Source organism: Endozoicomonas sp. PH6C, assembly GCF_059322965.1.
On sequence record NZ_CP185342.1, the window covers coordinates 5,235,948 to 5,250,000 of the forward strand.

A 14,053-nucleotide genomic window follows, 5' to 3' on the forward strand; every position below is an offset into this window, starting at 1 on the left:
CTGCCAGAAAAACGACAGCTAACTTTTAAACAGGAAGACAAACTCCGGATGGCAACGCTTAAGGCAGAACATCTCAGTAAAAGCTACAAAGGCAGACAGGTCGTCAAAGATGTATCTCTGGCTGTCGACAGTGGTCAAATTGTCGGACTTCTTGGCCCCAACGGGGCAGGTAAAACTACCTGCTTCTACATGATTGTAGGTCTCGTAAAAGCAGACGGTGGACAGGTTGACCTTAGTGGCCAGAGTTTAACTCACGAACCTATGCATGGCCGGGCCAGAGCTGGCGTAGGTTATCTGCCACAGGAAGTTTCTATTTTCAGGAAATTGACGGTCACCGATAACCTGCTCTCGATATTGGAAACCCGTTCCGACCTTTCCCGGAAAGATCGCATCGCAAAAATGGAGTCATTGCTGGAAGAGTTTAATATCAATCATATCAGGGACAATCCGGGTATGAGCCTTTCCGGTGGTGAAAAGCGCAGGGTAGAAATTGCCCGAGCTCTTTGCACTGACCCAAAATTTATTCTGCTCGATGAACCCTTTGCCGGTGTTGACCCCATTTCTGTTGGTGACATCAAGGCCATTATCACGCACCTGAAAGCCCGGGACATCGGAGTCCTGATTACCGACCACAATGTCCGGGAGACACTGGATATCTGCGAGAAGGCCTACATTGTCAGCGAAGGCACTATTATTGCCGAGGGTGATAGTCAGACTGTCCTGGCTAATCAAAAGGTTCGTGACGTTTATCTCGGGCATCAGTTCAGTCTCTGATCATCTCTTGACTGGTCTCGCGAAAGAAGCGGGCAAAGATGTTGAGCTGATTTATTTTCATACTCTTGTTCTGAATGTTGCATGGCTGACTTGATGAATCACTTTCCCGAAGCTTCAGATGTGATTATAATCCCAGTGACATGGAGAGTAGCCCAATCAAAATAATGAGCAGACACTGAGATATAACTGTCAGGCGCTGATGGCATCAAATCTGGCACCCTCAGTGCAGACACCGAAGTAAAGGTATACAGTTGCCTATGAAGCCATCCTTACAGCTAAAAATGGGCCAGCAGCTGACCATGACACCTCAGCTGCAGCAGGCCATAAGGCTTCTGCAACTTTCCACTCTGGACCTTCAGCAGGAAATCCAGGAAGTTCTTGAATCCAATCCGATGCTGGAGTCTGAAGAGTCCGTTGAGGAACCACCTGCATCTGGTGATGAAGGGGAACAGCCTGTTGACTTCAATGAAAAAGCAGAACAGCCCCCGGAACCAGAAGAACCCCAGTGGGCTGACAGCATACCCAATGACCTGCCCGTTGACTCCGGATGGGATGATGTCTATTCCAGCCTGCCCGCTGCAACCGATGAAGAACATGATCCTTTTGCCCGCTCCCGGGCCAATGAGTCCCTCCAGGACTATCTGGAATGGCAGTTAAACCTGACTCCCATGACTGACAGAGACAGGCTGATGGGCCTGGCTGTGATCGAAGCCATCAATAATGACGGGTACCTCACTCACTCCCTGGAAGAAATTTATCTCTCGCTACAGGAACAGGTAGAGGAACTGGCGTTTGAAGAACTTCAGGTCATGCAACGACGGATTCTTCACTTTGATCCGGTGGGTTGTGCCAGCGCCAACCTGAAAGAATGTCTCGAAGTTCAACTCAATCAACTGCCACAAGAAACCCACTTCCTGAAAGAAGCACGTCTGCTGATCCAGAATCATCTACAGGCTCTGGGTAGTCGTGACTATGCCCAAATCATGCGGCGTACCCGTCTCAAAGAACATCAACTGAGGGAAGCCCTTAACCTTGTTCAAAGCCTCAACCCGAGGCCCGGATCAGAAATCGGCCAGGCGGACACGGAATACGTCACCCCCGATATTTCGGTCACCAAAGTCAGGGACCGCTGGGCGGTTGAACTGAACTCAGAATCCCTGCCCAGACTTCGCATCAACAACAATTACGCCTCAATGGTGCAACGTGCCAACAACAGTCGTGACAATGTCTTTATGAAGAACCAGCTGCAGGAAGCCCGCTGGTTTCTGAAAAACCTGCAAAGTCGTAACGAAACCTTACTGAAAGTAGCCGGCAAGATTGTTGAATTTCAGAAAGATTTTCTGGAGCAGGGTGAGCAGGCCATGAAGCCCCTGGTGTTGGCAGACATTGCTCAGGCAGTGGATATGCACGAGTCCACTATTTCCAGGGTCACTACACAGAAATACATGCACACTCCAAGAGGCGTGTTTGAGCTGAAATACTTTTTCTCCAGCCATGTCAGCACAGCCACTGGTGGAGAGTGCTCATCAACAGCCATCAGAGCCTTGATTAAAAAACTGGTATCCGATGAAAACCCTAAAAAACCACTGAGTGATAACAAAATCGCCGGCTTGCTGGGGGACCAGGGGATCAAAGTGGCCAGGAGAACCATCGCCAAATATCGTGAATCAATGAATATACCGCCATCGAATGAACGCAAGCAGCTTATCTGAGCCTTCAGCGATTGAGGTAACAAGCCCTTATACCACAAATCGCCCCATAGATTTTTTGTCTCAGAACAGCGCTAACTGTCATTGACAGTGATAGACTTTCAATCAGGGTTGCCCGTACAATCCCGGGGGCAGTCCAATGTCGAGAATCGGGATCAGCAGGAGAGCGTTACATGCAAGTCAACATCAGTGGACATCATGTAGAGGTGACTGAGGCTCTGAAAGATTATGTCACCAAGAAACTCGACCGCCTTGCCGCCCACTTTGATCAGATTACAAACGTTCAGGTCACTCTGAGTGTTGAGAAACTGAAGCACAAAGTGGAAGCGACTCTACATGTTCGTAGGGCGGATATTAATGCAACCGCTGAGGCTGAAGATATGTACGCTGCCATTGATGACATGTCGGACAAACTGGATCGACAACTGGTAAAACACAAAGAGAAAACGCTTGACCGGCTACAGGGTGCCAACGGCCGCCTGTAAGCATCGATCGTTGTATGATTATTGAAAACATTCTAACCCCCGGGCGCACCCTCTGCGATGTGCAGGGGGCCAGCAAAAAGAAAATCCTGGAAATTGTTGCGGAAATCATCAGTGAGCATGTTCCCGCTATCAAAACCAAGGATCTGTTTAACAAGCTGATTAACAGAGAGCGACTCGGTACCACCGGTTTGGGCAAAGGCATAGCCCTGCCTCACTGTCGCTCCAGTGCTTGTCAGCATCCTACCGGACTTCTGATCAAACTGTCTGAACCCATAGATTTTGACTCTGTGGACAAGCAGCCGGTCGATCTGGTGTTCGCACTTATTGTTCCGGAAGAAAATACTCAGGAACATCTCAATATATTGCAGGCTGTCGCTGAGCGCTTTCAATCAGAAGTATTGTTAAGTCAGATGCGAGCGGCAGAAAATTCCGAGGCACTTTACAGCATCATCTGTTCCCCCGTTTAACGACTGTAGATAAAAAATATTTTGCTTGCTGATCTGATAACAGAAGCAGGCAAAATGTTTCTTGCTCAGAAATCCTTTCTTCTTCACTTTTGTCACTACAAAGCCTATTTATCCTTCAAAACTGCATGGAATAGAAATATCCGGACTATGCTAGAAATAAAAGAAAGCGACTGGTTCTAATCTCATTAGGTTTTGATAGACTTGCCTCACTCGGAACCAGGTGAGAGACCTGTTTACACAGTCAAACAATCGGGAAGGACACACCATGAAGCTGGTCATCATCAGTGGACGTTCAGGCTCCGGCAAAAGCTCCGCCCTTCACGCCCTTGAAGATGAGGGTTTTTACTGTGTAGACAACCTTCCTGCCAGCATGCTGAATGATCTGCCAACCAATCTTAAAAGCAACCTGGTCGAACCGCACCGTATGGCTGTCAGCCTCGATGTTCGTAATGTGCCCGGCTCTCTGGAACGCTTCCCGACATTGTTGGAAAAGTTGAAAAAACAGGGGGTTGAGTGTCAAGTAATCTTTCTCGACGCAGACAGCAACACCCTGATGAAGCGCTATAGTTCGACACGCCGTCGCCATCCTCTGAGCAATGACAAGGTTTCCCTGACAGAAGCCATTAATCTGGAAAAGAAACTGCTGGCCCCACTGGCTGAAGAAGCTGATATTAGGCTGGACACTTCGCCACTGTCTGTCCATGAAATCAGAGAACAGATAAGACAACGACTCTGCGGCTCCACCAGCAAAAGTATGACCCTGATGATTCAGTCCTTTGGCTTCAAGCACGGTATGCCAGTTGATGCCGACTACGTCTTTGATGTTCGCTGTCTGCCTAATCCTTTCTGGGTTGAAGCCTTAAGATCCTTCACTGGCCAGGATCAGCCAGTTAAAGATTTTCTGGCATCAGAACCCATGGTGAATGAGATGTTTGAAGATCTCAGCACATTCGTGGAAAAATGGTTACCAAGGTTCGAATCCGGACAGCGCAGTTATATGACGATTGCGATCGGATGTACCGGGGGGCAGCACCGTTCCGTATTTATTAGTGAAAAACTGGGCGAGTGGCTCAAAGAACGTTTTGACTGTGTTCAGGTCAGACATCGGGAGCTTTCCAAATAATGATCCAGAAGCAGATCACCATTATTAATAAACTTGGTTTACATGCTCGGGCAGCATCCAAATTTGTTTCTACAACGACGGCTTTTGCCAGCCAGGTGAAGGTGAGCTTTAACGGCCGTGAAGTGGATGGGAAAAGTATCATGGCCGTCATGATGCTGGCTGCTGGAAAAGGCTCTGTCCTTGATTTGACATTTGAAGGCCATGATGAAGAAGAGGCCTGTTCGGCTCTGTGCAATCTGATCAATGATTTTTTTGAAGAGGGTGAGTAGTCACCCTTTTCATCATTAAATCCCTGTTTATACTGGTCTCTCGAAAAGCTTTGCCAGAGATTGAAAGCCCGGCAAAGCTAACAAAGAATAACATGTGAAATGACTGAGTCTGACTATCAGACTTGATGGTTAAAAGAACAGAAGTTCGATACTCAGACACTTCTACCAAAAAAACCGGATACGCATCTATGGTACAACAGCTGCAACTGAGTATCGGAGACAAGGCATTTCAGGAGCTCAACGAAGCCCTTGAGCACGGCGTTTCTCCTGAACTCAGGCGTATGCTGAATGGTCTTCCGGCTCCGGATGCGGCACACCTGCTTGAATCTTCCCCTCCCAAACTTCGCAGCCTTCTCTGGCGCCTGATCGATCGAGAGATGGAAGGCGACGTATTGCAGGAGCTGAGCGACGAAGTCCGGCAGTTTTTCCTGGACAGGATGAATGTGGCAGAACTCAAAGTCATTACCGAAGGTCAGGACGTTGATGACATAGCTGACTTGCTACAGCAGCTACCCGACGCCATCACCCGAAAAGTGCTGGATTCTATGGACAGCCAGGACCGGCAACGGGTAGAAGCCGTTCTCTCTTATCCGGAAGACACAGCCGGTGGACTGATGAATACTGATGTCATCACCATCCGACCCAGCAGTACGCTTGATGTTGTGCTTCGTTACCTCAGGCGTCACAAGGATATTCCGGAGATGACAGACAGTCTGTTTGTCGTCAACCGCAGAGACGAATACATTGGGGCATTGCCTTTATCCGTTCTCCTGACCACATCCCCTTCAGCCACAGTTTTTGAAGTAATGCAGACCGATCTGAAACCTATCGCTGCCGATATGGAAGACAGCCAGGTTGCGCAATTGTTTGAACGGCAGGATCTGGTATCAGCACCAGTAGTTTCGGAGCATGGTCAGCTTCTAGGCCGCATTACGATTGACGACGTGGTAGATGTTATCCGGGAAGAAGCCGAACACTCCATGATGAGCATGGCAGGCCTGGATGACGATGAAGACACCTTTGCTCCCGCACTGAAGACAGCCCGTCGGCGTGCAGTCTGGCTGGGTATCAACCTGATAACAGCCTTTATTGCCGCTTCTGTCATAGGTATGTTTCAGGCTACCATAGACAAGGTCGTTGCCCTGGCTGTCCTGATGCCCATTGTTGCAGGAATGGGCGGCAATGCTGGCGGACAGGCTCTGACCCTGGTGATTCGAGGCATGGCACTGGGCCAGATCAGTCGGACCAACCTTCGATGGCTGCTCAGTCGTGAATTAATGGCAGGGTTTCTCAATGGCATACTCTGGGCTGCTCTGGTTTCCCTGATTGCCTACTTATGGTTTCATGACCCGGTCATTTCTCTGGTGATCGCCTGTGCTATGATCATCAATCTCAGCACTGCCGTTATTGTCGGTGCCAGCCTGCCCGTTGTTCTCAAATCCATGAACATAGATCCCGCATTAGCTGGCACCATAATACTAACGACAGTGTCCGATGTTGTTGGATTCCTATCCTTTCTGGGACTGGCGGCCTTGTTTTATGGCTGACACTGGAGTCTGTCTGATAACTCTTGAAGGCGCCCCATAGCCTTACTCAAACTATCTGATCTCAAAGAGGCTCTTTCTGCTTCCCACTCTCTCTCTACAAAAGTGATTAGACTATTGTTGTATCCGATACCGACTTTTGACCCACTAACTTTTGGAGGCAAGATTTCCAGCTTATCCTTCTGTAATCCGTACCTTCGAATCAGATTCAAAAGCATAAGTTTGGGGTCATCTAAATTTTCGGGATGATCTGGCACTTTCAACAAAGGAATCTGAAAATATTGCGAAAAGCCATCCGAGTCTGAAAGCAACCATGCTTCCGTTTCCCTCACGGCAACTCTGAAAAGCATATTATCAGGCACTCTCTGTTGACCAAGCCACTGAGAAATCAGAATCGGAGCACATGAAATCCTGTCAAGATCAGTTATCATCAAGACGGGATACGTATACGACAGGTTTATATATTTTGACAATTTACTCTTTAACTGACCATTACCCGTGGGCTTTATCATCTGAATATCAAAGAGCCCTTTCTTATCTACAGTCCTTATCATTGAAACAGCTACTGCGCTACTCAACTGATCCTCAGTAGCGACATACAGCGGTATCATCCCCACAACCCTAGCTGCTGGACATTTGCGGGTCGGGTTTTAGGCAATATCACTTCACTCACTGTCAAACCCGCTTCAAGTGCTTTATTTTCAGCCTTGCTGACTGTTCGAATCTGGCTACCTTCTCTGCCGGGCTCCAGAATGATTACGCTCTTTGGATCAATACCCTCATTATTCAGAATTGCTTCGCTGTGAGTGCTTATGATGACCTGCCTTCTTCTCGTTTTTGCCCTTCTTTGAACTCGATCAATCATCAAAGGAATTTGCTCCACTACAGCATTGTGGAGTGATAATTCTGGCTCTTCCAGTAGCAGAACCCCCTTACCTTCCAACAAACTCCAAAGAATACCCAACAATCTCAAGGTTCCATCAGAAAAGTGCTCCTCTGATTGCCACCCTGCATTTGGACGATGATGTTCATATTGCGCTTCCAGATGAGGTTGACCTCTTTCGTTCTGTATATATCTCAAGCCTTTAAATCGTGGTACGGCAATGGAAAGTGCATCCCCAATCTTTTTTAGTCTCGAATCCCTGGTTTTTTTTGGAGTTCTGGCCAATCGCTCAAGAAAGCCTTGCCCAAAAGGATCGTTTTCCAGCCTGTTCCCGCCAATATGATCTGCATATTTAAGCAGCTGCGGAACAAGATGGAGATAAGTGACCTCCGAAAAACTTGTAACGATTGATCTAAATTCTTTATTTGCCCGGGTCTGCTCCAGGTGAGTCTCAGTTAACAACAAAGCATCTTTTTTATCGTCTTTATCAGGTCGATTTAATATTCTTTTGCCATTCTTCCATACTTCTTCGCTGGAAATCATAATCCTCTGTGCACCCTTACCTTCTGTTTTGAAGGCCAGTACATATTTCCAGCTTGCAGCATCCGATTGTCCTCCTTCTGACATAGAAACTTCTATTTTTACTTCCGTATCTCGACGATGGTGCAAACAACGCAGTCTTGTGATACCCCCACGGTCCTTCACAGCTTTCTGAAGTCCTCCGCCATCGGCTCTACAGATATCCCTTATAAACCTGAAAACATCGAGTAAGTTTGACTTACCGGACGCGTTCGGTCCGACAATATAAGAAACCTGGGCCAAATTGATCTCAGCATCACGGAAGTTCCGCCAATTCTTTAGCTTTAAAGATGTGATTATCATTCATTTAACCTGCTTTTATACTCAGCCAAATAGATAACAGGCTGAACCCTTATCACTCACCCGCCAGAGTCATCTCACTGATCAGAATCGAACCGGTCTGAATACTCCCTCTGCGATCATAATCACTCCCCGCAGCCACCATATTCATAAACATATCTTTCAGGTTTCCAGCGATAGTCACTTCAGAGACAGGATGCTGTATTTCGCCATTTTCAACCCAATAGCCGCCCGCACCTCTTGAGTAATCACCTGTGACAATATTCACACCCTGCCCCATCAACTCGGTCACCAGCAAGCCCGTTCCCATCTGTTTCAATAACTCTTCCCTGCCGCCTGCATTGCAGTCAAGGAACAGGTTATTGACACCCCCGGCATTAGCCGTACTCTTCATGCCCAGCTTACGGGCAGAATAAGTACTCAGGAGATAGCTGGCCAGAACGCCATCAGAGATAAAATCCTTGGCCCGGGTAGCCAAACCGTCATTATCAAAACTGGCCGAACCCAGTGCTTTTTTCAGGTATGGCTGCTCATGGATGCGCACCCAGTCAGGAAATATCTGCTTACCCAGATGATCCAGCAGAAATGAAGCCCGACGATAAAGGCTGCCACCACTGATACTCTCCAACAAGTGTGACACAAGGCCTGAAGCCACTTCTGCTGCAAACAGCACGGGCACCTGACCCGTAGGGACTTTACTGGCACCCAGCCGGGCCACCGTTCTTTCCGCTGCCTTGCGACCGACATCCGCAGCAGACTCAAGATCATTACCATCACGGGCGACGGTGTACCAATAATCTCTCTGCATTTCACCGGCTTTTTCACCAATCAATATACAACTCAGACTATGACGACTGGAAATATAGCTGCCTACAAAGCCGTGACTGTTCCCATATACACGACAGCCTTGATGAGTACCGACATTGGCACCGTCAGAATTCTTGATTTTACTACTAAACGATCTGCCAGCTTCCTCACACTTCAAAGCCAGCTCTATAGCCTCTTCTGCACCAACACCCCAAGGGTGATAAAGGTCCAGCTCTGGCAGTTCAGTCGCCATTAACTCTGCATCGGCAAGACCGGCACAGGGATCTTCCGAAGCATATCCAGCAATATCACAAGCTGCCTTCACCGTCTCCCTGATGGCTTCAGGTGTACTGTCTGAAGTACTGGCTGATCCTTTTTTCTTCCCCTGATAAACGGTGATACCGAAACCCTGATCACGGTTAAACTCCACTGTTTCAACATCACCCATTCTGACGCCCACCGAAAGACCTGCATCGAGACTGACACCGACTTCACAGGCATCTGTGCCCTGACGTCGGGCTTCAGCCAGAATATCGCTGACCAGGGTCTTCAGGCGATCCTCTTCAGAGCGGGGATCCAGTACAGCGTTGGTTTTATCACCCATGAAATTCCTGCCTTTCAGAATTATACGTGTAAGTCCTATTGTGCCGTGCCCAGCCACAAATGCCCATAGCGAAAGAAAAACAAACCATTCACCATAAGCACTATCACCATTGGCCCAAAACAAGTCTGGCAGCCTTCTACACTCATAGCTGAATATCCGTAACTGGAGTAAAATGCCTGCATCTCTCTAAGTAGACCTGAACCATGTCAGATCAAGACCTCTCCCCATTTGAAGACGACGCTGAAGAAATCATTTACGTCAGCAAATCCGAGCTCAAACGCGATATGGACGAGCTCAAGGCCATGGGTGCCCGCCTGATGGATATGAAGCCAGCCATGTTGGACAAGCTGCCCCTGAATGAACGCCTCAGGGAAGCGCTGGATGAGAGCAAGCGAATTAAAAGCAATAATGCCCGCAAACGGCACTTGGGCTTCATAGGCAAATTAATGCGAGACCAGGAGCTGGAACCCATCCAGAAATATCTCGACAGCCTGGATTCCACCAGTGAGGAATACAGCCGTCGCTTTCATCAATTGGAGCGCTGGCGTGACCGGTTGATAAACGAGGGGCATGAGGTGCTCACTGAATACCTCGACAAATACCCTGAAGCCGATCATCAACACATACGACAACTGGTACGTAACGCTCAAAAGGAAGCCGTACAGGACAAACCTCCCGCAGCTTTCAGAAAACTATTCAAATACTTGAGAGAAGTAGACGAAGAGCACTAATCTTCATTCGCAACCGAGTGCCTGCCCGGCACTCTGTCAAGCGATTAAAGCAGGATTATCCGAAAAGACGCCATCAACACCCCAGGCTCTTAATCGATCAGCCATATCCTTGTCGTTAACGGTATAGCAATACAACTCATAACCTGCCGCTTTGATGTCATGCGCGTTTTTCTCTTTGAGTTTTTTGCCATTCAGGTGAATCGTTTTGGCACCAACCTGTCTGGCTTTGTATTTCCAGTTTCGAGGCAGCGACTCGAAAAGACAACCAATCCTGCTGCCAGCTTTTGCCCGATACAGAACCAGCAGTTTATGATTAAAGCTCGATACCAACAGTTGATCCTCGGGGAAATCAGCTGCTTCTATGGCTGCAACCACCTCCTCAACCAAAAGCTTTAAATCGCAGCGATTGGGCTTCAGCTCAAGATTCAGGCTCAGCTTCAGTTTCTTGATCAAAGCCAGTGTTTCAAGAAGTGTTGGCACCTTTTCACCGGCGAACGCCTCCGAGAACCAGCGTCCGGCATCCAGAGTAGCGACCTGAGCCAGATTCTTTCCCCTCAAATGCCCATTTCCTGAAGAAGTCCTGCTCATTGTTGGGTCATGAAACATCACTGCTGAGCCATCTCCCAGCAGTGTCACATCGAGCTCTATCCATTTCAGCCTCAAATCGGCCGCCTTCCGAATACCAGCCAGAGTATTCTCCGGAGCCAGAGCAGCTGCACCTCGATGCCCGATCACTGAGTCCATAATCATTTGCTTATCTCTTCAAAGCCTGCTGAATTACTCGTCTACTATTATGCTTATTTTTGCGGCAAAAAAACCCAGACACTAAAGCTCTGGCAGACTTCTGACACAATAATGCAGCCCTCTGATGACATCTTATGCCTTCAGCCCTTGAAGGCTTTTAACACAACGTTGTTGTTCGATCAGTGTCGGGAGCATTGATTGACCACCTGCCAAGCAGTCATCTTTCCTATGCTGAAGGCTTGAATGAAGCGAAAAGAAACGCTATCTCCTGACACATCGCTTGCAGAAGACTATGACAGAAAATACAGGATTTATCTTGAGCTGAGTGAAGATCAGCAGAAGTATTAGAAAATAATGAGTGCTAAGTTCAAAAAAAAGGCCTGACTTGATAGTCAGGCCTTTTTTAAAAGTGGGGTGGACGATGGGGTTCGAACCCACGACCACCGGAATCACAATCCGGGGCTCTACCAACTGAGCTACGCCCACCACTTCGTTGCTTCGGGGAAGAAATGCCATCCCTGAAGACGCGGCTGATTATAAGGAAAGCCGAGTTCCTTGCAAGCAAAAAATAGCACTTCTGGTAAAAACCGAAATCTTTTTGTTCTGTCGGCTTGAAATATTCCGGATACATGTTGCCCTTGTAAGCACCGCTACGAGAGACCTTTCATTCAGGCGCTTTTTTCTACCGTCATAATCAAACCCCAGTTAAAAGCAAAACATTAACCGGAGTTTTTGACGATGTCGATTAGGGGGATTTAGCGCTTACTTATCGCCGATGCCAGTGCGACTTTTCTCTATGATGGGTATAAGGTCGCAAATCACTGAATAAAAAAAGCCCAACGAATTCGATCTTGGGCCTTTTTTTATTCAATGCCTGACAGTGACTTACTCTCACATGAGGAAGCCCCACACTACCATCGGTGGGGCCGCCCAGGTGGGGCCGCCCAGGTGGGGCCGCCCAGGTGGGGCCGCCCAGGCATGTTTCGTTTCACTTCTGTTCTGCCACATTCCTTTGCCCACAAAACAAAAACCCCGGTCAATCTCTCAACCGGGGTTCTGCTTTATTCAATGCCTGGCGATGACCTACTCTCACATGGGGAAGCCCCACACTACCATCGGCGATGTGTCGTTTCACTTCCGAGTTCGGGATGGGATCGGGTGGTTCCAACACTCTATGGTCACCAGGCAAAACTGGTCGAGCCGTTGGCTCTCGAGCTGGAAGCTTTAAGCTGGAGGCTTGAAGCTGTTTCTCGAAAACTAAGGCTCTGGAATCCAAATCTCTTTTAAGATGTGTCGTCTATTCTTGCTCAACACTCTCTTTCACTGTGTACGGCTTCAAGCTTCCAGCTTCAGGCTTCCAGCTTTTGCTGGCAGCTTCGCTGCGCAAATCGCTTTGGCGTTATATGGTCAAGCCTCTCGAGTCATTAGTACGGGTTAGCTCAACGCCTCACAACGCTTACACATCCCGCCTATCAACGTCGTAGTCTTCAACGTCTCTTATGGGCCTTGCGGCCAGGGAAGTCTCATCTTGAAGGGGGCTTCCCGCTTAGATGCTTTCAGCGGTTATCCCGTCCGAACTTAGCTACCGGGCAATGCGTCTGGCGACACAACCCGAACACCAGTGGTTCGTCCACTCCGGTCCTCTCGTACTAGGAGCAGCTCTCCTCAAACTTCCAACGTCCACGGCAGATAGGGACCGAACTGTCTCACGACGTTCTAAACCCAGCTCGCGTACCACTTTAAATGGCGAACAGCCATACCCTTGGGACCGGCTTCAGCCCCAGGATGTGATGAGCCGACATCGAGGTGCCAAACACCGCCGTCGATGTGAACTCTTGGGCGGTATCAGCCTGTTATCCCCGGAGTACCTTTTATCCGTTGAGCGATGGCCCTTCCATTCAGAACCACCGGATCACTATGACCTACTTTCGTACCTGCTCGAGATGTTCCTCTCGCAGTCAAGCTGGCTTGTACCATTACACTAACCGCACGATGTCCGACCGTGCTTAGCCAACCTTCGTGCTCCTCCGTTACTCTTTGGGAGGAGACCGCCCCAGTCAAACTACCCACCACACAATGTCCCCGATCCTGCTAAAGGACCTGGGTTAGAACCTCAATATTGCCAGGGTGGTATTTCAAGGTTGGCTCCATGCAGACTGGCGTCCACACTTCAAAGCCTCCCACCTATCCTACACAAGCAACATCAAGATCCACTGTGAAGCTGTAGTAAAGGTTCACGGGGTCTTTCCGTCTAGCCGCGGATACACTGCATCTTAACAGCGATTTCAATTTCACTGAGTCCTGGGTGGAGACAGCGTGGCCATCGTTACGCCATTCGTGCAGGTCGGAACTTACCCGACAAGGAATTTCGCTACCTTAGGACCGTTATAGTTACGGCCGCCGTTTACCGGGGCTTCGATCAACCGCTTCTCTTGCGATAACAGCATCAATTAACCTTCCGGCACCGGGCAGGCGTCACACCGTATACGTCCACTTACGTGTTAGCACAGTGCTGTGTTTTTAATAAACAGTCGCAGCCACCTGGTATCTTCGACCACCGCCAGCTTACGGAGCAAGTCCGGTCACCGGCAGCGGCGCACCTTCTCCCGAAGTTACGGTGCCATTTTGCCTAGTTCCTTCACCCAGGTTCTCTCAAGCGCCTTGGTATTCTCTACCTGACCACCTGTGTCGGTTTCGGGTACGGTCCCTTTTGACCTGATGCTTAGAAGGTTTTCCTGGAAGCCTGGCATCAACCACTTCCCCACCTTGGTGGGTTCGTCATCAGTTCTCGGCTTTGTGGACCCGGATTTGCCTGAGTCCACAGCCTACGACCTTAAACCCGGATAACCATCACCGGGCTGGCCTAGCCTTCTCCGTCACTCCATCGCAGTCAAAAGGGGTACAGGAATATTAACCTGTTTCCCATCGATTACGTCTTTCGACCTCACCTTAGGGGCCGACTCACCCTGCGCCGATTAGCGTTGCGCAGGAACCCTTGGTCTTCCGGCGAGGGAGCCTCTCACTCCCTTTATCG

Annotated in this window: 11 protein-coding genes, 1 tRNA gene and 2 rRNA genes (1 of these 14 running past the window's edge); 8 read left to right on the plus strand and 6 right to left on the minus strand. The window is 48.9% G+C overall.

The window, feature by feature from the left end; translation table 11 throughout:
• Positions 1-48 precede the first annotated feature (48 nt).
• The 7 genes from lptB to mgtE all read left to right on the plus strand — a co-directional run bounded on the left by lptB (position 49) and on the right by mgtE (position 6,374).
• Entirely contained in the window at positions 49-774 is a 726-nt protein-coding gene (gene lptB, locus ACOMG9_RS19260) for an LPS export ABC transporter ATP-binding protein (RefSeq protein ID WP_422135068.1), read from the plus strand.
• Between the two features lie 257 nt (positions 775-1,031).
• Positions 1,032-2,486, plus strand: coding sequence for an RNA polymerase factor sigma-54 (locus tag ACOMG9_RS19265; RefSeq protein ID WP_494529253.1), 1,455 nt, complete (start codon positions 1,032-1,034; stop codon positions 2,484-2,486).
• Between the two features lie 170 nt (positions 2,487-2,656).
• A complete protein-coding gene (gene hpf, locus ACOMG9_RS19270; protein ID WP_422135070.1) occupies positions 2,657-2,968 on the plus strand; it encodes a ribosome hibernation-promoting factor, HPF/YfiA family in 312 nt (103 codons plus the stop codon).
• A 14-nt stretch (positions 2,969-2,982) separates the two neighbouring features.
• Positions 2,983-3,435 carry a PTS sugar transporter subunit IIA gene (locus ACOMG9_RS19275; protein ID WP_448218079.1) on the plus strand — a complete coding sequence of 151 codons (453 nt, stop codon included), beginning with the start codon at positions 2,983-2,985 and terminating at the stop codon, positions 3,433-3,435.
• A gap of 265 nt (positions 3,436-3,700) precedes the next feature.
• Positions 3,701-4,558, plus strand: a complete 858-nt coding sequence (gene rapZ, locus ACOMG9_RS19280; protein WP_422135072.1) for an RNase adapter RapZ — start codon at positions 3,701-3,703, stop codon at positions 4,556-4,558.
• On the plus strand, positions 4,558-4,827 hold the full coding sequence (locus ACOMG9_RS19285; RefSeq protein ID WP_422135073.1) for an HPr family phosphocarrier protein: 270 nt from the start codon (positions 4,558-4,560) through the stop codon (positions 4,825-4,827). Before rapZ ends, ACOMG9_RS19285 begins: the two co-directional genes overlap by 1 nt.
• Before the next feature lie 188 nt (positions 4,828-5,015).
• Positions 5,016-6,374 carry a magnesium transporter gene (gene mgtE / locus ACOMG9_RS19290; RefSeq protein ID WP_422137141.1) on the plus strand — a complete coding sequence of 453 codons (1,359 nt, stop codon included), beginning with the start codon at positions 5,016-5,018 and terminating at the stop codon, positions 6,372-6,374.
• A gap of 604 nt (positions 6,375-6,978) precedes the next feature.
• Here mgtE and ACOMG9_RS19295 read toward each other — a convergent pair.
• A complete protein-coding gene (locus ACOMG9_RS19295) occupies positions 6,979-8,136 on the minus strand; it encodes an AAA family ATPase (protein ID WP_494529254.1) in 1,158 nt (385 codons plus the stop codon).
• 52 nt (positions 8,137-8,188) lie between these two features.
• Positions 8,189-9,544: a metalloprotease PmbA gene (gene pmbA, locus ACOMG9_RS19300; protein ID WP_448218081.1), complete on the minus strand. Its 1,356-nt coding sequence runs from the start codon at positions 9,542-9,544 to the stop codon at positions 8,189-8,191.
• Positions 9,545-9,747: 203 nt separating this feature from the next.
• On the opposite strand from pmbA, the gene yjgA reads away from it, so the two are divergent.
• Entirely contained in the window at positions 9,748-10,275 is a 528-nt protein-coding gene (gene yjgA / locus ACOMG9_RS19305; protein ID WP_422135076.1) for a ribosome biogenesis factor YjgA, read from the plus strand.
• A gap of 36 nt (positions 10,276-10,311) precedes the next feature.
• Here the strand turns inward: yjgA and ACOMG9_RS19310 are convergent, their stop codons facing one another.
• The 4 genes from ACOMG9_RS19310 to ACOMG9_RS19325 all read right to left on the minus strand — a co-directional run.
• The gene (locus tag ACOMG9_RS19310; RefSeq protein ID WP_422135077.1) at positions 10,312-11,025 is read right to left on the minus strand and encodes a glycerophosphoryl diester phosphodiesterase; all 714 of its coding nucleotides are present in this window, start codon (positions 11,023-11,025) and stop codon (positions 10,312-10,314) included.
• A 404-nt stretch (positions 11,026-11,429) separates the two neighbouring features.
• Positions 11,430-11,505: transfer RNA gene (locus ACOMG9_RS19315), tRNA-His, on the minus strand.
• A 584-nt stretch (positions 11,506-12,089) separates the two neighbouring features.
• Positions 12,090-12,205: ribosomal RNA gene (gene rrf, locus ACOMG9_RS19320) — 5S ribosomal RNA — on the minus strand.
• Positions 12,206-12,422: 217 nt separating this feature from the next.
• A 23S ribosomal RNA gene (locus ACOMG9_RS19325) occupies positions 12,423-14,053 on the minus strand; it runs 1,462 nt beyond the window's last position.